This is a genomic window from uncultured Dokdonia sp. (assembly GCF_947492535.1).
In the GTDB taxonomy this organism is placed as follows: Bacteria; Bacteroidota; Bacteroidia; order Flavobacteriales; family Flavobacteriaceae; genus Dokdonia.
The window spans coordinates 118,446-145,052 of record NZ_CANLNH010000006.1 but is presented as its reverse complement, the minus strand read 5'-3'; the positions used below and the strand labels follow the sequence as shown (position 1 = coordinate 145,052).

General features: G+C 31.9%; 20 protein-coding genes. 7 read left to right on the top strand and 13 right to left on the bottom strand.

The annotated features are described in order from the left end of the window. Positions 1-46: 46 nt before the first annotated feature. A complete protein-coding gene (locus tag Q1A60_RS10115) occupies positions 47-541 on the bottom strand; it encodes a hypothetical protein (protein ID WP_299764701.1) in 495 nt (164 codons plus the stop codon). A 310-nt stretch (positions 542-851) separates the two neighbouring features. On the opposite strand from Q1A60_RS10115, the gene Q1A60_RS10110 reads away from it, so the two are divergent. Together Q1A60_RS10110 and Q1A60_RS10105 are read left to right on the top strand one after the other, a co-directional pair. Then, positions 852-1,022 (top strand): hypothetical protein, encoded by a 171-nt coding sequence (locus Q1A60_RS10110; protein WP_299764703.1) that lies wholly within the window; start codon positions 852-854, stop codon positions 1,020-1,022. A gap of 678 nt (positions 1,023-1,700) precedes the next feature. Further along, positions 1,701-1,928 carry a hypothetical protein gene (locus tag Q1A60_RS10105; protein WP_299764705.1) on the top strand — a complete coding sequence of 76 codons (228 nt, stop codon included), beginning with the start codon at positions 1,701-1,703 and terminating at the stop codon, positions 1,926-1,928. Between the two features lie 74 nt (positions 1,929-2,002). Here the strand turns inward: Q1A60_RS10105 and Q1A60_RS10100 are convergent, their stop codons facing one another. Further along, positions 2,003-3,244: an FAD-dependent oxidoreductase gene (locus tag Q1A60_RS10100; protein WP_299764707.1), complete on the bottom strand. Its 1,242-nt coding sequence runs from the start codon at positions 3,242-3,244 to the stop codon at positions 2,003-2,005. 121 nt (positions 3,245-3,365) lie between these two features. On the opposite strand from Q1A60_RS10100, the gene Q1A60_RS10095 reads away from it, so the two are divergent. From Q1A60_RS10095 to Q1A60_RS10085, 3 genes are read left to right on the top strand one after another with little or no spacing between them, the layout of a single operon-like run. Next, positions 3,366-3,791, top strand: coding sequence for a 6-carboxytetrahydropterin synthase (locus Q1A60_RS10095; RefSeq protein WP_299764709.1), 426 nt, complete (start codon positions 3,366-3,368; stop codon positions 3,789-3,791). Continuing rightward, positions 3,754-4,455, top strand: a complete 702-nt coding sequence (gene folE / locus Q1A60_RS10090; RefSeq protein WP_299764712.1) for a GTP cyclohydrolase I FolE — start codon at positions 3,754-3,756, stop codon at positions 4,453-4,455. The genes Q1A60_RS10095 and folE overlap by 38 nt, the downstream gene beginning before the upstream one ends. An 8-nt stretch (positions 4,456-4,463) precedes the next feature. After that, positions 4,464-4,988 (top strand): glutathione peroxidase, encoded by a 525-nt coding sequence (locus Q1A60_RS10085; protein WP_299764714.1) that lies wholly within the window; start codon positions 4,464-4,466, stop codon positions 4,986-4,988. A gap of 170 nt (positions 4,989-5,158) precedes the next feature. Here Q1A60_RS10085 and Q1A60_RS10080 read toward each other — a convergent pair whose 3' ends face one another. Then, positions 5,159-6,202 (bottom strand): adenylate/guanylate cyclase domain-containing protein, encoded by a 1,044-nt coding sequence (locus tag Q1A60_RS10080; RefSeq protein WP_299764716.1) that lies wholly within the window; start codon positions 6,200-6,202, stop codon positions 5,159-5,161. Between the two features lie 377 nt (positions 6,203-6,579). Between Q1A60_RS10080 and Q1A60_RS10075 the strand changes: the two genes are divergently transcribed. Together Q1A60_RS10075 and Q1A60_RS10070 are read left to right on the top strand one after the other, a co-directional pair. Then, entirely contained in the window at positions 6,580-11,391 is a 4,812-nt protein-coding gene (locus tag Q1A60_RS10075) for a M14 family zinc carboxypeptidase (RefSeq protein ID WP_299764718.1), read from the top strand. Between the two features lie 182 nt (positions 11,392-11,573). Next, a complete protein-coding gene (locus Q1A60_RS10070) occupies positions 11,574-12,299 on the top strand; it encodes a CpsB/CapC family capsule biosynthesis tyrosine phosphatase (protein WP_299764720.1) in 726 nt (241 codons plus the stop codon). 230 nt (positions 12,300-12,529) lie between these two features. Here the strand turns inward: Q1A60_RS10070 and Q1A60_RS10065 are convergent, their stop codons facing one another. The 10 genes from Q1A60_RS10065 to Q1A60_RS10020 form a co-directional block, all read right to left on the bottom strand. Beyond that, entirely contained in the window at positions 12,530-14,917 is a 2,388-nt protein-coding gene (locus Q1A60_RS10065; RefSeq protein ID WP_299764722.1) for a tyrosine-protein kinase family protein, read from the bottom strand. Between the two features lie 11 nt (positions 14,918-14,928). Further along, entirely contained in the window at positions 14,929-15,708 is a 780-nt protein-coding gene (locus Q1A60_RS10060; RefSeq protein ID WP_299764724.1) for a polysaccharide biosynthesis/export family protein, read from the bottom strand. Positions 15,709-15,788: 80 nt separating this feature from the next. Next, positions 15,789-17,762 (bottom strand): nucleoside-diphosphate sugar epimerase/dehydratase, encoded by a 1,974-nt coding sequence (locus Q1A60_RS10055; RefSeq protein ID WP_299764726.1) that lies wholly within the window; start codon positions 17,760-17,762, stop codon positions 15,789-15,791. Between the two features lie 15 nt (positions 17,763-17,777). Then, the gene (locus Q1A60_RS10050; protein ID WP_299764728.1) at positions 17,778-18,917 is read right to left on the bottom strand and encodes an aminotransferase class I/II-fold pyridoxal phosphate-dependent enzyme; all 1,140 of its coding nucleotides are present in this window, start codon (positions 18,915-18,917) and stop codon (positions 17,778-17,780) included. Beyond that, complete coding sequence (locus Q1A60_RS10045; protein WP_363322583.1) at positions 18,910-19,515, bottom strand: acetyltransferase; 606 nt, start codon at positions 19,513-19,515, stop codon at positions 18,910-18,912. The genes Q1A60_RS10050 and Q1A60_RS10045 overlap by 8 nt, the downstream gene beginning before the upstream one ends. After that, positions 19,512-20,117 carry a sugar transferase gene (locus tag Q1A60_RS10040; protein ID WP_299764731.1) on the bottom strand — a complete coding sequence of 202 codons (606 nt, stop codon included), beginning with the start codon at positions 20,115-20,117 and terminating at the stop codon, positions 19,512-19,514. Before Q1A60_RS10040 ends, Q1A60_RS10045 begins: the two co-directional genes overlap by 4 nt. A gap of 38 nt (positions 20,118-20,155) precedes the next feature. Then, positions 20,156-21,397, bottom strand: a complete 1,242-nt coding sequence (locus tag Q1A60_RS10035) for a glycosyltransferase family 4 protein (RefSeq protein WP_299764733.1) — start codon at positions 21,395-21,397, stop codon at positions 20,156-20,158. A gap of 6 nt (positions 21,398-21,403) precedes the next feature. Then, positions 21,404-23,284, bottom strand: a complete 1,881-nt coding sequence (locus Q1A60_RS10030) for an alginate lyase family protein (RefSeq protein ID WP_299764734.1) — start codon at positions 23,282-23,284, stop codon at positions 21,404-21,406. After that, positions 23,274-25,394 carry a bi-domain-containing oxidoreductase gene (locus Q1A60_RS10025; RefSeq protein ID WP_299764736.1) on the bottom strand — a complete coding sequence of 707 codons (2,121 nt, stop codon included), beginning with the start codon at positions 25,392-25,394 and terminating at the stop codon, positions 23,274-23,276. Before Q1A60_RS10025 ends, Q1A60_RS10030 begins: the two co-directional genes overlap by 11 nt. A gap of 111 nt (positions 25,395-25,505) precedes the next feature. Next, positions 25,506-26,588 (bottom strand): acyltransferase, encoded by a 1,083-nt coding sequence (locus Q1A60_RS10020; RefSeq protein WP_299764738.1) that lies wholly within the window; start codon positions 26,586-26,588, stop codon positions 25,506-25,508. Positions 26,589-26,607 lie beyond the last annotated feature (19 nt).

Genomic DNA, 26,607 nt, shown 5'->3' with positions numbered 1-26,607 from the left:
AAGTACCCCCATCACAAGTGCCATTTCCAGATTCATCGCAGGCTCCTCAACAATCACCAGCAGATTTTGTATCATAAAAGTTAATTTTATTTTTAGAACCAAATTTTATGTCTTTATACAAGGTAGTAGCTCTAAACATACTTAATTCACTCCTCCCATTGTATAGTCTATCACGATCAAGGTCTACATTAACAACATTTTTAATTCCTAAATTATTTCTTTGATTTGAGCTGAAATATTGGTCAGCTATAAAAACTTGATTTTGAGTATCCATTTTATTCTCTAACATTGAAAACTTTTTCACCAAAGCTTTCGAAGTATTATCTTTAAGGTAAAGATGATGAATAATTTGATCGTTATCTTCAATTTCATAAACACTTAAACCAATTATATTTTCATAGATGATTTCTGTGTTTTTAGAAGAATAAATATGATAGATGGATATTCCAGCTAAAGAACCAAATTTGTTTTTCGTTAAAAATTCGATTTCATTTTCACTAATTTTAGAGATTAGATTGGGAATATAAACGGAATACCACAACTTGATTATTTTGGTGCGTATACACATTCTAGTTATTATCTATTACTACTTTGTGTACTTTGTATCGTATTTGGAGCTGGAAGTATTTTTAAGCGGAAGTATGCATTAAATAAGTGAAGTTTTTACAGATGTAATCGTAAACCTTTGTAGGGAAGCTAGTTACTTTATCGGTATTCATGAAAATCGGAATATACTTCTTGGGAATCGTTATGAATGCACATACATTTAAGTTATACAAAACTAGTTTGTTAGACAGAAACTCTGAATGTCTTTAATAGATCAGAGTGTGTATAATTTAAAATTGATTATTATGTTAAAAAAGATTTCAAACGTAAAGGGAGCTTTAAGCTTAAGTGAAACTAAACAAAAACAAATCGCTGGGGGAAGACCTCCAAGAAACATCTGTCATTCTGATGCAGAATGTACATATCCTCAAAAATGTATAGCATGTATTTGTACGGCACCTGGAGATCCAGTATAGGTATTTACAAATTATAATTAAAGATTACAGAAGCGAACTTATGAGTTCGCTTTTTTGTTCTTATACAATGATAAAAAAGATAAAATACTACTAATACTTAAACGATCATTTATTATAAAAGTTTAAAAATTAATTGATTACTACTATTTTTTTGGGTAATGAAATTGAAAAACGAACCCTTATAAGTATAATCTTAAATTCAATTAATTATGTTACAATCAATTTTAAAAATTACAAGGAGCTCAACCATTAAGTAAAACTGAGCAAAAGCAAATCGAAGGTGGAAGAAGAAATTTTTGTACTACAGATGCAGAATGTAGCTACCCACAAACATGTGTAGCATGTATATGTACTGCGCCTGGGGATCCAGTATAATTATATACAATCCATCTTAAAATTAAGAAAGCGAACTGATACAGTTCGCTTTCTTTGTATTTTAAATAATAATGAGTCCTCTACAAATAAGAAAAAGCCTTCTATCGCTAAAAGACCTTTTCTTACTAAGTTTTAAATATAAATATTATTTCTGTAAGACACCTTGTTTTTAACAAAACTCTATAAAATAGATAGTTATCATAGGAATTAATACCTTATAGATTCTATAAATGTATTTTATAATATAAATTTGTAAAATCAAAAATGTTTAACTAATTTTATTCAATATTAAACATTTTAAGTATGGATATTTTACAAGAAGCTTTAGATTTCGAAAATGCAAAGATGAGTCATATGTCAACAAGTGATCGTGTAGTTGCCTCTAGAGAAGCAAAGCGTCTTATCCTTGCCATTAATGAAATTTACAAAAAAACCAAAGATTCTGAACTCATGGATATGATGAAGCGTCTTACAGCAAAAAAGAAAAAAATCGAAGTACGATTAAAAGGTAGACCAGATTCTGGTATATAAAGGAATTATTATTACAAATAAAATTGCTATAAAAAGTTTGAAACACTTCTATAAACGTAGAAGTGTTTCTTATTTTATAAAGTTTCCATAACACCTAATGCGGCAGCTTCTCCTGCAAGCATTGCAGCATTTAGTGATCCATTAAGTTGTGTGTCTCCTGCTAAAAATATTGTTGATGAATAACGAGTATCTAAGGGTTTTATATTGTATTTAATATTCTGCAACTGTGGTAATGCTTTAGATATCTTATACTTCTTAAGAAAATGACAAGAATCAATACCGACGTATTGTTTTAATTCAGCTTCTACCCTATTTATAAGTTCTTGATCAGAAAGCGTATGATCTTTAACAACTGTCACAGATAATAATTCGTGAGCAGTTTCTTTATGAGTAGCAATACTCGTATGATAGAAAATATTATTTACGTACGTATCACCTGCGTCTGGCAAAAGACCTATCAATGGTTTTGAAATAGTTCTATTTATAGTTTCAAAATATAAGGTATCACATGATTTCCATATAACCGGATTCTTTTGAAAGTCTTTAATAAGATAGGTTGGGTCTGTAGCTATAATTATTATATCAGTTGTAATTTTCTCGCCATTAGATACTATAATCTCTTTATCATGTATAGAAGAAACAATCGTGTTATACCGTATGTTGGTATGTATAAGTTTTTCTAACAATTGTTGTGGGATGGCTTCAATACCAGCTTTTGGTAAAGCCGCATGACCATCTCCAAACATTTTATATACAAATTCAAACATTCTACTTGATGTCTTTAATGCTGATTCTAGGAAAATACCACTAAAAAAGGGTTTAAAAAATGTATCAATCATCTGAGAAGAAAAACCAAACTCTTTTAAATATGCGAGTGTTGTGATCTCTTTAGTATCAAATATTTCTAATAAGCTTTTGTTTTTTAATTTCGCGTTAAGCGAAAGTACTTTTAGTTTGTCCTGTATAGATCCGATTCCTGAAAACAACGTAGGAAATAGTAACGATATATTTCTTAAGGGATCTCCTAATACAGCTTGTTTCCCTTCTTTAAAGATAGAAGCACCTGGTAAAAATTGTTGTAGTTCTAAGGCTTCAAAATCTAAATACTTTCTAGCTGCTGGATACGACGTTAATAATACTTGAAAACCATGATCTAACTGATAATTTTCAATAATATCAGTTTTTAAACGTCCACCTACTCTATCTGTTGCTTCAATGATAATAGGGCGATATCCATTATTTTCTAATACTTGAGCAGCTATTAAGCCACTTACGCCTGCACCTATAATATGTATGCTTACATCTGATTTTTTCATAGAAATGATTCCTTAGTAAATGCTAGTAATTTTTGTAAAAATAACAGTTTTAATTTTTGTTTAACAAAATAAATTAAAAATTAAACAAAAATTAAAATACCTTTAACATGTCGTAAAAAACATGAGTCTATTAACTATGAATAAAATTGCTATTGTTCGTTGTGAACATTTTAATGCTGCACACAGATTGCATAACAAAAAATGGAGTGATGCAAAAAACAAAGAGATCTTTGGAAAGTGTAATAATCCTAATTACCATGGCCATAACTATGATTTAGAAGTAAAAGTAATTGGTATTTGTGATCCAGATACTGGATATGTAATCGATACTAAAATCTTATCTAATCTTATAAAGAATAAAGTTCTAGATCGGTTTGATCACAAAAATCTAAATCTGGATACACAAGAATTCAAAGACCTAAACCCTACTGCAGAAAATATTGCGATGGTCATTTATGACCTTTTACAACCTGAACTAGCATCAGGTTTAGAATTAAAAATAAAATTATATGAAACACCAAGAAACTATGTTGAATACCCTTATTAAAGAGAATGGTCTTAATGGCTTTTCTGAAGAAGAAATAGGAGACGATCATATATATACTGGTTTAGAAACTCCTATGCGACCAGATGCTTTTGATATATCTGATCAAGAAAAGAAAGAAAAAATAGCACACTTATTTGGGCAAATTATGGATGTAATGGGACTAGATCGTACCGATGACTCTCTAAAAGGAACTCCTAATAGAGTAGCAAAAATGTACATTGAAGAAATATTTTCAGGTCTTAATCCAGCAAATAAGCCTAAAGTTGCCTTATTTGATAATAAATACCAATACAACCAGATGTTGGTTGAAAAGAATATTACCTTTTATTCTAATTGCGAACATCATTTTGTACCTATTATTGGTAAAGCACATATAGCTTATATCTCGTCAGGAAAAGTAATTGGACTTTCTAAACTCAACAGAATTGTTCAATATTATGCAAAAAGACCACAAGTACAAGAGCGTCTTACCAATCAAATAGCAGCAGAATTAAAATCTATTTTAGATACAGAAGATATAGCTGTAATTATAGATGCTAAACATCTTTGTGTATCTTCGAGAGGTATTAAGGATGACACATCAGCTACTGTAACCTCATATTATGGTGGAGCATTTAACACTGCTACTAAAATTGCAGAATTACAAAACTATTTGAATCAATAAGATATTATATGAACTTAATCAATAAAGCTAAAACTGCTGCTTCAAAACTAAGTGATATCAAGCAATCATTGTATGATATTTCGATTAATAGTTTGGACGGAAAACAAATAGACTTATCTGAGTATAAAGGACAAAAGATATTATTTGTAAATGTTGCATCAGAATGTGGCTTTACAAAGCAATATAAAGATCTTCAAAAATTAAGTGATGCCTATCCTACACAACTTGTAGTGATAGGGTCACCTTGTAATCAATTTGGAAAACAAGAGCCTGGAAATGCGCAAGAAATACAAACCTTTTGTGAACGAAATTTTGGTGTTACCTTTTTACTCACTGAAAAAATAGATGTTAAAGGAAGCAAACAGCATCCATTGTATAAATGGCTTACATCCAAAGAATTAAATACTAAGAAAAACTCCAGTGTAAAATGGAATTTTCAGAAATATTTAGTAAATGAATCTGGTCAACTGGTTGATTACTACTACTCCATCACGAGTCCTACGAGTAGTAAAATCACTAAGCATTTGTCGTGATTTTTAGATAACTGAGCAACATTTATTGGCACCGCCAAAGGGTTTAATACCCCGAGGCTTGCCTCGAAATTAAAATTCAGTTTCGTATAAATTCCCTGGGGCTTGCCCCAAGGTAGTTTACTGAGTTGATATTTTTAAAATACGCTTTCGCGAAAGCGGACTCCATAATACTACTTAAAAGCAGTGTAAATATTTACGTCTGAACGTTTACCTCGTAAAGTAATGTTGCCTAATCGTTCAAAGGTAATACCTGCTGGGTTTAGTTTATTTTTTAAGCTTTCTGAGAGTAATAATTCTTGTTGAAACTCATTACACTTCCCTTGTATTCTAGCTGCAGTGTTAATAGTATCCCCGTGATATGCTATTTCTTTTTTATACTTACCTACCTCAGTAGCAACTACAATACCATCATTGAGTCCCGCTTTAAAGAAGGGTACAACATTGTATTTTTCTTTATAATACTCTTTCTTTTTAAGAAGCTGATTCTTAAAATTAAAAAAGGCATTGATACAATTTTGATTTCGCAAACCATCTCTTAACTGCCAAGTGAGAATTGCTTCATCACCAACATATTGATAAATTTCTGCTTCATTTTCTATGACAACGCCTAGATCATTAAAACAATCTCGTATAAGCATACTATATTCAATATGACCTAACCGTTCTGCATATTCTGTAGAAGATTGTAAATCTAAAAACATAAAGATCCTATTTTCTTCATGTGGGATATAAAATTTACCTCGTAGTATTTTCCACAAATTATTTCCTCCAAGCATTAAATTGATTTGTGATAAAGCTCCCATAAAGATATCTACACAGAAGACATAAAAATAAATAGGAAAACTTCCTTCATCAGTGATAAACTCCCATAAACCTATACGTACTTCAAAAAGTAATGGTAAAATCAAATACGAAATTAAAATCAGTATGATGATGAAAATAATTGACAATAACATCCTGATAAATATCAATTCACGAGCTGAGGCTCTTTTATAAATACGCTCATAGATATAAATTTGTGCATATCCAGAAATAGCACCAAAGATAGGTCCCATAATAACAGAATAAAGCAAGCTTGTTGTAAAATCAAAATCATACGCCCCATTTTCTGTAGCACCAATACCTCTTACGATACTAAGAAATATAAAAGCTAAGGTCCAACCTACACAATACGTTGCTATAATTGATAATCTATGTTTATTCCTAAAGCTCAAAGGGATATTTTAAAAATTTGCATTGTTCTATTCAAAGTTATAGAAATATTCTCCTATGAGTAAACAAAAATGAGCTTTTATAAATGTCTGTTTTAAAGAATACTATAATCTCTTTTGATCAGAACATACAATTTTGTAAGAGATTGCTTACGAAAATTAAGTTTTTAAAACTAAAACCCTACAAAACTACTAGGGATTATAACTGGTTTTAAAAACACGTATTTATAACCGTTTGATTATCAGTAATTTTTGATTAAATTTAGGTTCTCCCCCCTTATTGTAATTATTAATTAAAATCAATTTTTATGATTCGTAAATTATTTTATGGAGTACTTCTCTTATGCGTAATTTCTACCCACGCTCAAACTAACAAAAGGGTGAAAATTTCAAACATTACACAACAACAAATAGTACAATTAAGCAATGTAGGTATTGATATGCATTGTGGGGTATATCAAGACGGTAATGATCTTATTTTGGAACTAACTCCTTATGAACAAGATCTCATGGCTTCTCTTGCTTTTAATTCTGAAACACTTATAGAAGATCTTTCTACCTTTTATGCCGATAGGGCACTCTCAGATATGAGCGTAGCCACAACAGGATTGAATGCTATGAAATCTATACCCGTTGAACCGTATCAGCAAATATCCAGTGTCACTTCAGAGAGTGTTACAAATATTGGGCAATATATAGGCGAAAATGAGATCAATTGGACAGTACCGCAAAACTTTAATCTAGGAAGCTATGCAGGTTCATTAACGTTAGATGAAGCACTTGCAGAACTAGATGCTATGCGTGCGCAATATCCTACTCTTATTACAGCCAGAACAGCTGCTGCTTCAGAAACAACCATAGAGGGACGTACTGTTTATTATGTAAAAATATCTGATAATCCAGATATAGATGAAGATGAACCAGAGACACTATATAATTCACTCATTCATGCTAGGGAGATCTCTAGTCTTATGAATCAGCTTTATTATATGTGGTATTTATTGGAAAACTATGATACTGATCCAGGAATCAAAAACTTGGTAGATAACCATGAGCTATATTTTATTCCCATTTTAAATCCTGATGGATATCAATTTAATATTGATAACAACCCTAATGGTGGAGGTTTACAACGTAAAAACAGAAGAGTTACAAGTGGATGTGGTGGCGATAATGATGGGGTTGATTTAAATCGCAATAGTGGATATTTCTGGAATAATGGTGGTGCTTCATCAAATCCTTGTGCTCAAGACTTTAGAGGTACCGGTCCTTTTTCTGAACCAGAATCTCGCATAGTACGCGATTTTGTACTCTCAAGAGATTTTAAAGTAGCACTCGATCATCATGCATTTAGTAATATTTTATATCATTCATACTCAAGTATTGGGAGTCCAACTGGTAGAGAAGATGAATTTGCACAATACGGTCATGATATGAGCTTTTATAACAGATATGGTTACGGTGCAGTAACAGAAACCGGACCTCCTGTAGCAAGTGGTAGTCATATTGATTGGTTATTGGGAGGCACAAGCCCTGATGCAACAGGATCTACTGGGTCTGGAAAAAATATTATAGCATTTAGTCCTGAAAATGGAAGCGGTGCCGAAGGTGGCTTCTACCCTTCTCCATCCAATATACTTCCTATTGCACAGCGTGCGATGCGTGTCAACCTCCTTGCCGCTTACTATAGTGGAAAGTATGCAAAGTATAAAGACCTCACGCCTTCTAATCTTTCTTCGGTTACTGGTCAGTTACAAATAGGTGTAGAATATCTAGGGCAAACCCCTTCTCCTGTTACAGTAACGGTTACTCCTATTTCCAATAACATCAATAACATCGGAGCATCACAAACTATAAGTCTTTTAAAGTTAGAGCAGACTACACTTAACTTTTCATATGCTCTTGATACAAGTATACAGGCTGGCGATACCGTTCAGTATGAAGTAACTGTCGCAAATGAAGATTATATACTTTATCAAGCCGTTATTGAAAAACAGTTTACGCCTGCAGTTATATTTACTGATGACACTGATCTCAACGGACTTTCTAATTGGATAAGTAATGGTTGGCAAGAAACCACTGATACCTTTACAGGTACTACAGCAATTACGAATACTACGAGTAGTTATGGAAATAATATATTTGAAACACTAACACTTGCAAATCCAATAGATTTATCGACATCACAACAAACTACTATTCAGTTTTTTGCTAAGTGGGATATTGAACGTGATTTTGATTTTGCGCAAATAGAAGCGTCTATAGATGGAGGTGCATCCTGGACTCCATTAACAGGAAATTACACAAAACCAGGAAGTCCAATAGATACCAATCCTTATAGTCAGAAATCAAGTTCGGATGAAGCCCACCAACCTGATGGAGAACCATTGTATGATGGAGATACACAAGATAAATGGTCTTTGGAAGAGATTGTAATAGATGCTACAAATAACAGTTTTTTACAAGGGGCATCTAATGTATTCATCCGTTTTATTTTTGATTCTGACTCTTCAAATCTTACCAGTGGGTACACGACTACTTTTGAAGGGTTTACATTTGATGATTTCCAAGTTCTAAATAGCGTCCCAGTCCCTCCCGCTTCGCAAACCATTACATTTCCCCCAATAACAGATCAGTTGTCTACCGCTGGACCTATTACATTAAATGCAACAGCGAGTTCTGGGCTTCCTGTGAGTTATTCGATTACATCTGGACCAGCTACTATAACTGGTAATCTACTTACATTAGATGGAACTGCTGGGATTGTGACGGTAGAAGCAACTCAGGATGGAAATACTACATTTGAAGCCGCTACTCCTGTTTCTATTTCATTTACAGTAAATCTTCCTGCATGCGACACTGAGATTCCTCAAAATGTGACCGTGAATGCTATTACCGATAACGCTGCTACCGTACAATGGGACGCTACCAATGGGGTTTCGTATGAAGTACGCTTTCGCGAAAGCGGAAACAACACATTTCAAACTATTACAACTACAGCGTTACAAACAGATTTACTCAATCTTGCGAGTGATACGATTTATGAAGTAGAAGTGAATAGTACGTGTTCTGATGGTTCTTCTTCGGTATACAGTACTGTGATTTCATTTACAACGCTAACGCCTCCTATTACCTATTGTGATGCTTCTAGTAACAATGCTACAGAAGAATTTATCAGCAGATTTGAACTCAATACGATAAATAACAGTTCTGGAGGTCAAAATTATAGTGACTTTACAGCAATTTCTACAGGGTTAGAGATGAATCAAACGTATAATTTTACCATTGAACCTACTTGGACTGGCAATACATTCCCTGAAGGATATGCAATATGGATAGATTATAATCAAGATGGTCTTTTTGATGATAGTACAGAACGTATATTTACGCAAACACCAACAACAAATTCACCAATTACAGGAAGTTTTACTATTCCAAACAATATACCTATAGGATCTACTCGATTACGTGTTAGTATGCGTTACAATACAATTCCAACAAGTTGTGGGGGTTATGATTTTGGAGAAGTAGAAGATTATACTGTAGTGATTTCTCAGGGGATTCCAGATACAGAAGCACCTACTGCTCCTACCAATCTTATTGCTTTTGATATTACACAGATTGCAACTACGCTATCTTGGGATACATCTACAGATAATGTAGGAGTTACTAATTATACGGTATATCAAGACGGGCAAGCTATTGCCACAGTGGTAGGAACTACATATACGGTCATTGGTTTATCACCAGATACGGTATATTCATTTGCCGTCGAAGCAAACGATCAAGCAGGTAATATTTCAAATCAAAGTAATACGGTTCAAGTACAAACGCTTGAAACGACAAATGGATGTATTGAAGGGATTACTGCATTACCCTACTTCTTAGGTTTTGAAAATGGTTTTGATATTTGGATTCAAAATACAGACGATGATATCGATTGGAGACTAGATGCAAATGGCACACCTTCTAATGGAACAGGACCTAATAGTGCTATAGAGGGCCAGAATTATATATATACCGAGGCTTCTGGAAATGGCACTGGATTTCCTAATAAACAAGCCATTATTACATCACCATGTATTGATTTAACTGGGAGTATAAATGCATATATTAGTTTTAAATATCATATGTATGGTACGAGTAATAATCTTGGTTCTATAGATTTAGAAGTAAGTCTCAATGGAGGAGCTAGCTGGTTTTCTATATGGAATGAAAATCAAAATCTAGGAAATCAATGGAATACTAGAAATATAAGTCTAGACCCATATGTAGGATTCCCTATCCTTTTACGATATAATAGAGTTACAGGCACAGATTTTAGAGGCGATGTTGCTTTAGATGACATACAGATTATTCAAGGTACGATACCACCTGTACAATCGTGTAATGCCACAGAAAACACCTATCCCTATGCTGCAAGTTTTGAAATAGATTTGAATGAATGGACACAAAGCACTACAGATGATCTTAACTGGACGAGAGATGCCAATGGGACACCGTCTAATAATACAGGTCCAAGTAGTGCTAGTGATGGTGCTACCTATCTTTATGTGGAAGCATCGGGAAATGGGACTGGATTTCCTAACAAACAAGCGATTCTAAACTCTCCATGCTTTGATTTGTCTACTTTAAATGGCAGCACATTTACTTTTGACTATCATATGTTTGGTAGTAACGATTTTGGTAGCATTGCTCTAGAAGCTAGTGTAGATAATGGAGATACTTGGCAAGTGCTATGGTCACTTACAGGAGATCAAGGAAATCAATGGAATACACAAGTAATTGATTTAACTACTTATGATGGAGGTTCCGTGCAATTGCGATTTAATAGAATTACGGGAGGTACTTGGCAAGCAGATTTTGCTTTAGATAATATGGAATTGAACGGAGCTATTCCTTCATTTAAAAATAGCTCAGAAAAGTCGCAACGCATCCAAGAAAATACTATTAATCTAGATATGCAGAATATTACTTTATATCCAAATCCTGCAGAAAATGGAGCTCGTATTCATATTCAATCAGCGACTCCTCTTGACTTTGATGTTTTTACCGTTCAAGGGAAACTCGTCTATAGAAGTACAAACAAAGAGTCTTTTATAAATACACAACGTCTTCGATCTGGAATCTATTTTGTGCATTTTAAAAAGGATAATTCTATCAGTACGATAAAACGTTTTATCATCAAATAAAGCCTACTATTATTATACTAAAGGCTGTCTATTCTCTAGACAGCCTTTTTCTTTGATATATTTTTAATGTACGCTTTCGCGAAAGCGTATAAAGAATCACTTTTATGAATAGGAAATAATTAATTGAACGTATTTTATGTTTTAAAATATTGCCTCTTTTAAAATTGGTTTATTTTTGTGATATGCTACAATTTTTTAAAAAGAAAACCTCATTTATTGATATATGGAGTGGTACTCCCGAAATGCATTGCCATGTATTACCAGGAATAGATGATGGTGCAAAGGACAAGGATATGAGTCTTATTATTATTGAAAAATATAAAGACTTAGGATGTCCTAACATTATCGCAACACCACATACAATGCATGGTATTTATGATAACACACCTAGTATCATTAAAAGTGCATATGATAGCATTAAAGAGGAGATTAATGATATAAAACTTAGCTATTCATCTGAATATATGATAGATGATAATTTTGACGCATTACTCGACTCTAAAAACATCATTCCATTACATGGAAACTATGTGCTTATAGAAATGTCTTATTTTCAACCACCAGAGAATATTAAAGAAATTATCTTTAAAATTGGCACGCAAGGTTATATTCCAATATTAGCACATCCAGAACGATATGCATACTATCATAATAAACCTGAAATATTTCAAGATTTTAAATCTAGAGGATGTCTTTTACAATTGAATGCGCTTTCGCTTTCAGAACATTATGGAGAATCATGTCAAAAAATAGCTTTTAAATTATTAAAAGAGGGTGCCTATGATTTTATAGGAATAGATACCCATAAAATAGAGCATCTAAATAAGATAGAACGTATGAAGTTAGGAAGTGCTTACGTTTCTTCTTTAAAAACGGTATGTGAGAATACAAAGATTACGTTTGGCTGATGAAATAAGCTAATATGTATGTTGTAAAATAATTTTCTAAAGTTATTTACGATATAAAGTAGTATAATCGAACTCAAAGATGATATAATCATTTAGCTATTTTGATTTATAGATTCTCTAAACGATGTTTAATCTATACAAATGAAAGGAAGTTATTTCAGAACTAGACTTGATTTAAATAAAAGACCCTGCACTTGTTAATGCAGGGTCTTTTATTTTTTATATTGAGTCTATTTTTTTAATCTTAATAATCTTTTTATTCGATTAAATACGCTTGGTTGTTCTTGTCCATATCCATATCCATATCCATATTTACTACCGTAACCAAAATTTGTGATTTTAATTCCATTGATAGCAAAAGCTATATTCTTTAGTTTCCCTTCTTCATATAACTCTTTTGGGTATTGTAATAATTTCTTATCCGTATATTCAGCACGACATACATATACAGTAGTATCTGCAAGTTGACTTATAAGTAGTGTATCTGTTACTAATAAGGTAGGAGCTGTATCTACAATAACATAATCATACTTCCCTCTTACTTCTTCAATGATATTCTCAAAACGTTCACTCATTAATAATTCGGCAGGGTTTGGCGGTATTCTTCCTGATAATATTACATCAAAATCTTGGCCTTCAGTTTCTGTCCTATTAGTAATTGACGCTACATCTACAGAAGAATCATATAAATATTCAGAAAGTCCAATAGTCCATTCATTTTTATCGATATACCTATGTATTTGTGGATTACGAACATCTGCTCCTATAAGAAGTACTGATTTCCCTGTACTTGTAAGGGTTATTGCTAAGTTATAAGCTACAAACGTTTTACCCTCTCCTTTAATGGTAGAAGTAACAAAAATGACATTCCCATTTTCTTTTGCTTTTATAAAGTAGCTAAGGTTTGTTCTTAAAATCCTAAATGCTTCAGCTAAAACTGATCTATCATTATTTTTAATAACCTCGCTTTCTTTACTTTCTATAATTGGTATTTCACCTAATATAGGTAAGGAAGGGATTTCTTTCTCAAGGTCAATTCTATTATGGATTTTTGTATCAAATATTTTTTTAATAAAAAATATTCCAAAAGGCACTAATAATCCTAAAATAATAGATGCTAAATATATGATTTTAGGTTTTGGAGATATTGGTGCGTTTAAACTATACGCTCTATCTACTATTTTAGCTTTTGGTGTTGTGACAGCAAGAGAAATAGCAGTTTCTTCTCTTTTCTGTAATAAATAAAGATATAACGTCTCTTTTATTGTTTGTTGTCTCTCAATGTCTCTAGAAGATTTTGAAATACTTGGGATTTGAGATATTTTGCCTCCAACCCTACTCTGTTGTTTTCTTAAATCTTTAATCTCTATGTCTAAAGACAGAATAACAGTTTTAATATTTTCTCTAATATTCTCTTTAGACTGTACTATTTTACTAGATGATTCTAATACAACTGGGTTTGCTTCTGTTGAACTCCTTAATAAACGTTGTCTTGTAAGAATTAATTCATTATAATCATTAATGGATTGTGAAATATTTGAATTTTGGACACCTAAATTAGAAGGTAATAGTGAATATTGTTCACTCGACTTTAGATACTCCAACATAGATTCTAAAAGTTGTTTCTGAGTAGCTATTTCAATTTGTTGCTTATTTAACTCGTTTGAGTTCTCTATAAACAACTTACCTTCAGTTTCAAGATCTGTTACATTATTATCTTCTTTGAAAACAACTTTATTAGTTTCTACAGAATCTAATTCTTTAGTTATAATAGCCAATCTATTAACAATAAAATCAGCTGTATTTTTTGAAATTAAATTTCTATCTTTTATTGCATCTGTATTGTAAGCATCAATAATAGTATTAAGGGTAATTTCTGCTTTCTTTTTTTCAGGATATACTAAAGAAAGTTTGAGTATACTACTATTCTTACTAACAGATTGAATATTAATTGTTGATCTTAATTTATTTACAGCTTTTTCGACGCTATTTATATGAATTAAATAGTTACCTTTAATATCAATATTTTTCGAGTTAAGTGCTTTTTTATTTAATGCAACATTCCCTAATTTACGTGTAGAAAAAGTTTCTCCAAACTTATGAGATTTAGCTATCCCTTGTTCTCCTTCTTTGAAATTAAAACTATTATCATCTAATTGTATTTCTACATAAAACGTAGTAGAGTTTTCATCATTGATAAATGATTTATCAATGATATCTATTGTAAAAGGTAAATCTTCATAGATTTCTGAAGTTTTTATATTACCCTCTTTATAATAAGAGATATTTGAATTTAGATTTTCAACTACACTTGCAAGTAAACTTCTAGATCTTAAAAGTTCAATTTCATTTTCAAATTCAGAAACGTTTAATCCTGATCCTGTTAATCCTAAATCTTCGAAAATGGCAATCTCTGAAAGAGAAGCATTATTATCATCTTTTATAAGTATTGTAGCTTCTGTCACGTAACTATACGTGCTATATCTTAAATAAAACCAAGCAGACGAATAACATATAATTAGAGATAATATAAACCAAGGCCAATACTGGAGATATTGTTGAATTTGATCTTTTATATTGATTTCTTCCTGACCCGTTATTTTATTAGTTTCTTTCATAAAACGTAAAATTAAATCCGAGTTAGTACACTAATTACAGATATAATTATACCTGCAACAGATATAAACACACTGGTATTTCTATTAAAACTTGAACTTTGCACCTGTGCTTTATTTGGAGAAACAATAACAACATCATTTTGTTGTAAATAGTAGAAAGGCGAATTTATAATAGTAGAAGAAGTAAAATCTAATTCACCATATGTTTTAACTCCATCTACCTCTCTAATTATCTTAACATTACTTCGATCTCCAAAAATAGTCATATCGCCAGCAAGACCTAATGCTTCTAATATGGTAATTCGTTCATCTTGTAAATTAAATGTACCTGGACTAGCAACTTCACCTAATACAGAAACTTTAAAATTAAGAATTCTTATATTTACTATTGGGTCTTTAACATACTCAGAAACCAACTCTTTTACCTTTATAGTAGCCTCACTACGGGTAAGTCCTGCTATATTTATAGTTCCAACAAGTGGGAATTCAATTGTACCATCAACATTTACTAAATATGTTTGTAATTGTTGTGCTCCTTGTACATTACCATTTGTAGAAGCTCTGGCTACTATAGGTTGATTGAAAGGGAGTACAGCTTCTGGGTTTACAGCTGATATATTGATAGTTAATAAGTCATTAGCTTTTATGCTAATATTATAATTTGTGTTAGCAGGATTTTCAACTATTTGATCTAAATCTTGTAAATAGAGTATTTTCTTTTTGGATACACAAGAAGTTAGCAGTAACGTTATCGATAGTAAAATGTAGCTATATCTAATATATGATTTCAATGGTTGTCTTTCTAAAAATTAGTTTGCAAAAGTAATCTTAAAACGTGTAAGAAGCAATCTTTTAAAGATGTTACTTCTAACTATTTTTGTTTTTCAACTTGAATATCTAATATTTCATATTCAGAATTATTACTTTTAAATTCAGGGATTAATTGTTTAAGCTTTGCAACAGTTTTATTATTCATATTTTCTTTTGCTGCTTTGACTATAGATTTAATAGATTCATTTACAAAGAGGTATTCTTTTGTTTCATCTTCACTAATCATAATCTTTGTATGGTGTGTAGGAAGCGTTTTACTTTTATCACTTAATAATTCTTCATATAGTTTTTCTCCAGGTCGTAATCCAGTGATTTTAACATCAATATCTTCATTTGGAATATGCCCAGCAAGTTTTATCATCTTTTCGGCAAGATCCATAATTTTTACAGGTTCACCCATGTCAAAAATAAAAATTTCTCCTCCTTTGCCCATAGCGCCAGCTTCAAGTACAAGTTGACAAGCTTCTGGAATAGTCATGAAGTAACGAATAATATCTGGGTGTGTAATGGTTACTGGGCCACCAGCTTCTATCTGTTTTTTAAATAACGGTACTACTGACCCATTAGAGCCTAATACGTTACCAAATCGGGTAGTAATAAATTTAGTGATTTTTGTATTTCCAGGAGCTAATTCTTTTTGTTCAAAATATAATGATTGTACATACATTTCTGCAGCCCTTTTTGAAGCTCCCATTACATTACTAGGGTTTACAGCTTTATCAGTGCTTACCATAACGAAATGTCCTACTCCAAATTCTGTTGCGAGGTCAGCCATCAATTTTGTTCCTAATACATTAGTATGTATAGCTTCAGAGGGATTATCCTCCATTAAAGGAACATGCTTGTATGCAGCGGCATGATATATCACATCTATTTTATATGTTTCAAAAAGAACTCTAAGACGTTTTCTATTTACCACATCACATATAACATAAGTCACTGTAAGATCTGGGAATTTGTCTTTAAGCTCTATATGTAATGCATGTAATGGAGATTCTGCTTGATCTAAGATAATAAGTCTTTTAGGACTATATGTAGCAACTTGTCTTACAATTTCACTTCCTATAGAACCTGCCCCTCCTGTTACTAGTATATTTTTATTACTAATCTGAGCAGTTTTATTCTTAGCATTAAGGACTATAGGATCTCTATTTAATAAATCTTCAATTTGTAAAGATTTTAACTGATCTGTTACTGTTGTGTTTTCTGACCAATTTATAACTAAAGGAGAGTTATATACTTTAATATCATTCTCTAAACAATCTTTTACTAATGCATAACGCTCTTCTGCATTTAGTGTATTACCCGAAAATATAATAGCCTGAGCATCTAATTTATGAACCAAACTACTAATAGAAGTATTCATTTCTAAAACTGGTTTTCCTAGAATACGTAAGCTCTTGTTCTGTCTGCTAGAAGCAAAACCCTGTATTTTAAAACGCTGTGGATGCTCTATATCTAATGCAGCTGCTATTGAAATAGCACCATCATCTACACCAACAATAACAGCAGTTATAAGTTCTTCTTCCTGTTGAGCTACTTTAAAATATTCATATAATTGTTTTACAGATAATCTAAAAATAAATAAGGCAGAAAAGGAGATAAATAAAAATACAATTAGACCTGTGCCAATAAAAATTTTATTCCCAATTACAGCTATACTTATGATATTTATTATTAGTAATGTCAAGAAAGTAGAAACAGATGCAAAAAAGAGTTTCAATGCATCCATATATGAGGAATGCCTTATTAACCCTGCATATGTCTTAAATAATAATAAGAAGATAAAGTTAATACCAACTATAAGTCCTACCTGTTGAGAAACTCTTAATGTTTTTAAAGGAACAATATTTAGATCCTTAAGAAGGAAATAAGTAAGAAACAAACTTGAAGTAACTAATAATGTATCAATAAATAGTACTGCCCATCGAGGAAGATATCTAATATTCCTAATATCTAACTTATTGTCATCAGAAAATAAATTCTCAATAGCGATTTGTAATTTATTCTTCATATGCATTTATTGATCCTATCTGGATAGCAATTCAAAGATAACCTTTTCTATTCTTTGCTTATCATTCAACATCAAATTTGAGCCCGAAGGTACGCATAATCCGTTTTTAAATAGACGAAATGCTACATTTTCTCCATAAAAAGCACAGTTTTCGAATATTGGTTGCATATGCATCGGTTTCCAAAGTGGTCTAGATTCTATATTTGCTTTCGCGAAAGCGAGACGAATATCTTCCCTAGTTATGCCATTAGTTTTTTCAGGATCTACTAAAATTGCTGATAACCAATGGTTGCTATAAAAATCTTCATTAGGTTCTGTAAATACAGTAATACCATCGTATTTTTCAAAAAGCTCTTGATAAAAAGAATTCATCTGTCTACGAAGGTTTATGTGCTTATCCAGCACTTCCATTTGTCCTCTGCCTATTCCGGCAGATATATTACTTAACCTATAGTTATAGCCTATACTACTATGCTGGTAATGCGGAGCATCGTCACGGGCTTGTGTTGCTAAAAATACAGTATGCTGTTTTGCTTCTTCTGATGGACAAACAAGAGCTCCGCCTCCACTTGTAGTAATAATTTTATTTCCGTTAAAAGATAAAACACCATAAGTACCAAAAGTACCACAGTTTCTTCCTTTATAGGTAGACCCTAATGCTTCGGCACTATCTTCTACAACAGGGATTACATATTTATTGGCAATTGCATGTATTTCGTCTACTAAATAAGGCATACCATATAAATGCACAGCAACTATTGCTTTTGGTTTTTTCCCTTTTGCTATGCGATCAGTAATAGCTTCTTCTAAATATTTAGGAGAAATATTCCACGTTACGTCTTCACTATCTACAAAAACTGGAGTAGCCCCTAAATATGTAATTGGATTTGCACTTGCAGAAAATGTAAATGATTGACAAATCACTTCATCTCCTTGTCCAACACCACACTGTAATAATGCTAGATGAAGTGCGGCAGTTCCAGAACTCAATGCAGCTACAGGGTTGTTATTAAGATAGGCACTTAAATCGTTTTCAAAACCATTTACATTAGGGCCCAATGGAGCGATCCAATTTGTATCGAAAGCTTCATTTACATAGTTCTGTTCTGTTCCTCCCATATGTGGAGAAGACAACCATATTTTTGTTTCATTCATTGTTTGTATTCTTTTTAAGAATTCTTGCTGGATTACCTATAGCTACCACCTCTTCTTCTATATCCTTAACGACTACTGCTCCAGCTCCTATAATAACATTTTTGCCAATTTTTATATTAGGAAGTATAACCGCTCCAGCTCCTATATGACTCCCTTCACCTATTGTAACTCCACCCGTTATAATAGCGCCCGGTGAAACATGAACATAATCTTCTATAATGACATCATGCTCTATAATAGCAGCGGTGTTTACAATACTATGCTTACCTATTTTTGCACTAGAGTTTATAACTGCCTTGGCCATAACTACAGTACCTTCGTTTATAATTACATGAGAACCTACGATAGCACTTTTATGAACAACAGCTTTACTATATGTAGCATTTAATGTAGTTACTATACGTTTGCGTATTTTATTATCACCTATAGCTATAATTACATTTTTGCATTTTTTCTCACATGGTGTCAGTACTGGGTATCCTATAAGCTCTTCTATATTTTTATTGTCATCCATGATATGGTGTATAGACTCATTATTACTATGAATAATATCTATAATCACCTTAGCATGTCCGCTTGCTCCATATAGTGTGATCATAAGCTGCCTTTAAATGGTTTTGTTGTTGCTACTCCTTCTGTATTAATGTCTTCACTTAAAAATACTTTTTTTACAGTAAGCAGCATAATTTTAAAATCTAATAAAAACGAAAGGTGATCTACATACCAAACGTCTAACTCAAATTTCTTTTCCCAACTTATAGAATTTCTTCCATTTACTTGCGCCCAACCAGTGATTCCTGGTTTTACATGATGTCTTCTTGCTTGTTCTTGAGAATATAGTTCTAAATAAGATGGTAATAATGGCCTAGGTCCAACAAGACTCATGTCGCCTTTAAGTACGTTAAACAGTTGAGGGATTTCATCTAAAGATGTTTTACGTATAATACGTCCTACTTTTGTAAGTCGATCGGCATCTGGTAACAAATTACCATTCTCATCTTTAGCATCGGTCATTGTTTTTAGTTTAACAATACTAAAAATACGTCCATTTTTTCCGGGTCGCTTTTGTATAAAAAACGGAGAACCCGCATTCACAACAAGTAAACTAAGCATCGCAAAAATGAATATAGGACTCACTAACAACAGGACAATAAACGCTGTGATTATATCAAATAAAGGTTTAAAGAAATTTTTATACATCGCTATATACTCTTAGTGCAAAGTAACGCTTCTATTTTTTATCGTGCAACGGTTTGCAGATGATTAACGTATTGTTGAGCAAGCACCCCTCTATCAAAGTGTTTTTTTGCATACTCATAGCCATTAATCCCACTCAAAGAAAGCGACTCTTTATCTTGAAGTATCTTTTTTAACTTTAATACGATATCATCTATATTTTCTGGTTCTACATAAATACCACAATCTGCCTTTTCTACAAGTTCTCTAGAAACACCATCTATAGCTAAAAAAACAGGACGTTTACATGACATATAATCAAAGGTTTTATTCGAATAAATAGTTTTAAAAGTATCTACATTTTTAAGAACAGAAGCTCCCATATCGGATGCTAGGATATATTTAAAAACTTCGGCTTTAGGTACTGCATTTCTAAAAATAATATTAGATAACCCACGTTTTTTCACTTCGTCTTGTAACTCTTGCTTCTTCATTCCAGATCCTATTAACTGAAAAACAACCGAAGTATCTTGTAATTGCTCAGCAGCATCTACTAATTGTATCAAATGATTTGCAACACCATGAGCACCTACATATGTAATTACAAACTTTCCTTCTAATCCTAACTCTTTTTTAAATGTATCGGCATCAAAATCACTTTTTTGAATTTGCTCAGCTAATGTAAAATCTGCCGCATTAGGAATAAAAATAATTTTTTCTTCTGGGACTCCTTTTTCTATTAATTTAGTTTTAAAAGCGGGTGTTAGGACATTAATTAGTTTTGCTTTTTTATAAATATAGTTTTCAAACCAATACGCCATTTTTATAATGAGTTTATTTTTCAAAACTCCTGTATCTATTGCCGATTCAGGCCATAAATCTCGTACTTCAAAAACAATAGGCAATCTTTTAAAGAGAGATAATATTACTGCGGTAATACCTACAAACAATGGTGGTGATGTAACAACAATTACATCATATTTTCCTTTAGTTTTGAATAAACCTGCATAAGTAGAAGAAAATACAAAAGAAAAATAGCCCCATAACCTCCCTATAAAATTGGTATTATAACTTTCAGATACATGACTTCTTATAACATCTACTTGATCGTAAAAATTTTCATCCTTATAAAAGTATTTCTTTTTATATCGTTCAGGTTTTTTCCCAGTTGTATAACTTACCATACCTGAGAGTACCGTTATCTTATATCCTAGTGAACTCCATACTTTTGTCATCTCGTTAAAACGAGATCCCCCTCCTTCATCTTTTTCAAGAAAATATTGATGTAATAAAAGTATGCGCATAAATGGTTAGGTTAGAATCGTTATTATTGTTTTGATTTTAGGAGCGGTTGTTTCAAAAGAGGTTCGTATGGATGGTGTTTTAACACCATAATATACTGAATACCATAGTGTATCTTCTTTAGCTATTAGTTCTTTGTTCTTATCATCAAATGCTTTTACAGCTATTTTATCTGCAACAATAGGATTTACATTCCAATATTGTATCATAGTATCTTCTTCTTTTAAAGGAGAAATTTCATCTTCAATATGCCATTCTAATTTTCCTTTAAACTTAGTTACAGTTCTAGTATGTTGACGTTTACCTATATGCTTAAAAGCTTGTATAGTACCTTTAAAAATATATCTATCTTCTTCTTCAGTAACTGAACTTTGAGCTTCTTTAATCCAATTATACCATATAAATCGATTACCCTTCAGCATTTGATTCTCGCCGTTTACACTTACTGTATTGTGTCCTGGAGTTCCTACAAAGTAATTTACGGTTTTTTCATCTGTATTATATAGATAACTCCCCACATCCCATATATAGTTGATACCATTTGCCCACAAATCTAAATGCAGATTATCTGCTTGAAATGGGCGGTCTTTATAGGATCCACAACGAAGAAATGTTTTAACATCTTCTTCTTGAATAATATCGTATCCGCTTTCGCGAAAGCTAAAGATACCATCTTTTCTAGTAGAATCTACTTTAAGGTTTTGTAAACCGTACCAGCATTGACTTTCTGAATTTTGTCTAACTGTCCCGCCTAAAACAGCTCTCAAATCATCTAATTGTGATTGATAATCACGATAATCATCATCTGTTAATTTAAAAAATAATGCTCCATCATTAGATCCATAATTGGGTAATTGTTTAGATACAGGATCTTGAGAAGCTTCTAAAAAATCAAGTGATTTCTTTGCTTTTTCATACACTGCTTTTGTGAATGTATCATTATGCAGTTGTGACAAACGGATTCCCCAAGTAAGTAATTGCACAGCTACTCTATGATAATTCATAGAAAATTGAAGAAAAGTACCATCATCATAAATTTGATAATTTACTTCTTGCTCAAACCATTTTTTACCTTGCCTACTCCATTTTTTAGTTTCGGGTATAAAAGGAAAAAGTAATCCGGATATGTACAGCATTAAAGTTTCTGTAATTGCGTGATTATTACGAACGGCAATTCTAGAGAAATTAATGTTATTATAAACGTGATGTAATTGCCAGTATATGCTATTCATAATACTATCAAAACGTTCTGGAGTTAAAAATTCAGAGTTTTTATAATAGTACAATGCAAACGTCCAATTAAGTATACGCAAACTTATTTCTTGACTACATTTATAATTAGGTCCTAAATTTATAGGATTGCTTTTTATAAAATTATCGATTTCAGAAAACACAAAGGCAGCTTGATCACTATCATTATGATAATCGTGTCTTATAATATCGTATAGATAAGAGAAACGAGCTTTTTCCCAAACATACTTAATATCACCTGCTTCAGAAGATAGATCTTCTATATCTGACCAATGTTTTGTGATGTCGTATTTATAACCTGTAGAGGGATTTACAATCCAATTATAGGTAGCCCCAAGATCATGCTTCTTACTACTAAAAAAGGTAAAGGTGCCTTGTTTATTTTCGCGAAAGCGTATTTTTAAAGCTTCACTTTCCTTAGCTGTTAATGGAATATTTTCTTTCCCATCAAAAAAGAAGATTGGGGTATTATTGCGCCAATCTTCAAATGTGATAAAAGTTTTAGAATCTGGTGAGGTTGGAAATTTACTTTTATGAAACCCTAATTTTGAAGATACCATATAATGCACTCTAAATGCAACATATCGCATCCCCATATTTTTAAAGAGGTCTATTAATCGTTTTAATTTATTCAACATCTACCCAAGCGGCTGTTTTGAGACTTTCTATGGCTGCAAAAGAAGCTTTTGTTGTATTAATTAATTCATCGAAAGGAATTAATGCTTCTCCTCCATTATTAATTTGCTTCACTAAAAGTTCAAACTGACTTTTATGTCCTTTATCCATTTTAGATTTCATTTTTGAAAAGCCTTTGAAACCGAAACCTTTTAAATTACGCCAGTTATCTAATATTAATGTGCGTTCTTGAGAATATACTTCAACACGTTCTTTTGAATATGTTTTACTACCATTTGCAAAATAGTTAATGACCCCATTTGATCCGTTTGCATACTTAAGTAAAAGTGTTGCATTATCTGTATTCTCTTCTGGAGCTTTACCCATAGCATTCATACAGACAGAAATTACTTTACTCCCCGTAAAATAGCTTATCAAATCAATAAAGTGGCAAGCTTCACCAATAATACGTCCACCTCCTACTTTTAGATCGTGTACCCATACATTTGCAGGAATCATCCCTGCATTCATGGTTGCAACAACGTGTATAGGTGTATTTGAGTTACCCAATAAGGACTTCATCTTTACAGCATATGGAGAAAATCTTCTATTAAAACCTACTGTTAAGGTACTATTTGTATTCTTATAGGCCTTTGTAATAGCATCCAGTTCTTCTTCATTAAGTGCTAATGGTTTTTCTACAAACACATTTTTATTAGCTTCTAATGATTTAATTACCATTGGAGCATGCAAATTATGTCTTGTCGTAATTGCAATTGTATTTACGTCCTTTTCTTGTAAAACAGCCTCGTAATCTGTCGCGCTATTTGTGATTTCAAATTTCTTAGCGAGTGCTGTGCCAGATACGCCTCCAGAGCTTATAATATGTGAAAGGTTTGCATTGGTCCCTTTTATGGCAGGAAGCATCGTCATTTTTGTAAAATTACCCGCTCCTACAATAGCTAAACCATTAGAGTTAGAATTATTTTTACGTGTTTCATTTACTACAATATCATTAGAATAGACAGCATCTTTATAATTTAAAATAGAAGCTATTGATTTTGAATTTCCAATCTCACCATATATTTTTAGGTAATCGTCTAAATCTATAACCTCTGTTATTAATGGTTTTACATCAATATCTGAAGATTGAATAGCATTAAGGATTGTTTGAAAATTACGTTGTTCTGTCCATCTTACAAATGACAAAGGATAATCTTGACCTTTAGATTCATAATTATCATCATAACGTCCTGGTCCGTATGAACAAGAAACTTGAAAAGTTAATTCTTTTTCATAAAAATCAGCTCTACTAATATCAAGTCCTATAACGCCTACTAGAATTATTCTTCCACGCTTACGTGACATTTGAGCAGCTTGTGCTATAACATCATTTGTTTTTGTAGAGGCTGTGATAATAACACCATCTGCCCCTATATTATCTGTAAGCTCTAATACTGATTTTACAGGGTCGTCCCCTTTTCCAGGGTTAATAGTTTCAATACCCCATTGCTTAGCCATATCAAGTTTAGATTGATCAAAGTCAATTCCAATAACTTTACAGCCATTTGCTCGTAATAATTGAGCAGTCATAAGGCCTATAAGCCCCATTCCAGTCACTACAATAGTTTCTCCTATGGTTGGGTTACATAAACGAATTCCTTGCAAACCTATACTTCCTATTACTGTAAAAGAAGCTTCCTCATCAGATACGCCTTCTGGAACTAAAGCAACTAGATTCTTTGGTACAGACACAAACTCAGCATGAGGTCCGTTTGAGGCTACTCTGTCCCCTACTTTAAACTCGGAAACTCCTTGCCCGACAGCTTCTACAATACCAACATTACAGTATCCTAATGGTAAAGGTTCTCCTAGTTTATTAAAAACAGCTTCTAAGGTAGGCATTAAACCTTCTGTCTTAATTTTGTCTAAAACTTGTTTTACTTTATCTGGCTGTTGCCTAGCTTTGGCTATAAGATTAGATTTACCAAACTCTACTAACATACGTTCTGTTCCTAAAGAAACTAAACTTTTTGTTGTTCGTATAAGTACTTGTCCATTTTTTACTTGTGGTGCAGGTACTTCTTCTAATATAGTTTCCCCTGTTTTAAAGGACTGTATAATTTGTTTCATATGATAATTTAATCTTATTTTCAGGATGCAAAAATCCTAAACTTATTTGGTATAAACAATTTATATTTAATCTCTTTCGTATCTAATTAAACATTAAAATTTTATAGAAAATTAATTACTATTTTTATGCGGTTTAACTTTTTTGAAACTTAATGCTGGTTTTTCTATAAACTTCCAAGAAAAAGTAGCCAAAATTATTGTCATCAGAAGAACTATAAAAATATAAATTGTATTTCCTTCAAGTCCTCTTTCCACCATAAAGTTTACTACTAACATATGATAAATATAAATCCCATAAGAAATATCATTTCCTTTTAAAATTCTAGAACTGATAGTCCCTTTTGTAAACGCTGCGGAAAAAGTAACCCCAGCTAGTAGTAAAGAAGCAATTATATTTAATGGAGATTTAATCCAATAAGACGCTGTATCAAAATCCAACCAAGATTTTGTTATATACATAAAAACTAAATACAATATAAACCATTTCAAAAAAGTGTTTTCAAATAGTGTTTTAATTTTATTCCAATGAATATAAAAACCTACACCAATTAGAAAATAATACAGATATGGGAGAACAAATACAGCTCCAAGTTTTCTTGTTAAATATTCATTAGGGATAGTGCCTATATAAAAATTAACAGCAATTGAGACAATAAGTATTAATGCTAATGGTATTAGAGAATTTTTAAACTTATTAATAAAATAATACAGAAAAGGTATTACAAGGTAAAACTGAAATTCAACAGTAATTGTCCAAAGACTTCCATTTGGTGTCCCTACCCCCCAATAACGTAATTCATCCGGAGTATAAAACTGGAAAAGGGATGATTGTGCAAAAAACCATTCAATTATATGTGATTGTTCAAAGAAATTATTCCATTTCCCTGGAAAGTCAAGCACTAATAAAATAATTGTTATAATAAGACAAATCCATAATGCTGGAAATATTCTTAAAACCCTATTCTTAAAATATTTTTTTAAATACTGTTTATTCCTGTCGAAAGAAGCATATATTAAAAAGCCACTTATAAAAAAGAAAATAGCAACACCTGGAAAAAATTCTAAAAAAAAGGCAGACAAAAATTTAAATGCTGGTGCCTTAATTTGTAAATGTTCATAAGAATGAAATAATACAACTTGTATAGCTGCTAAAAGCCTAATAAGGTCAAAGTTATTTACTCTATCAATTTTCATAAACAATAATTATTTTTCA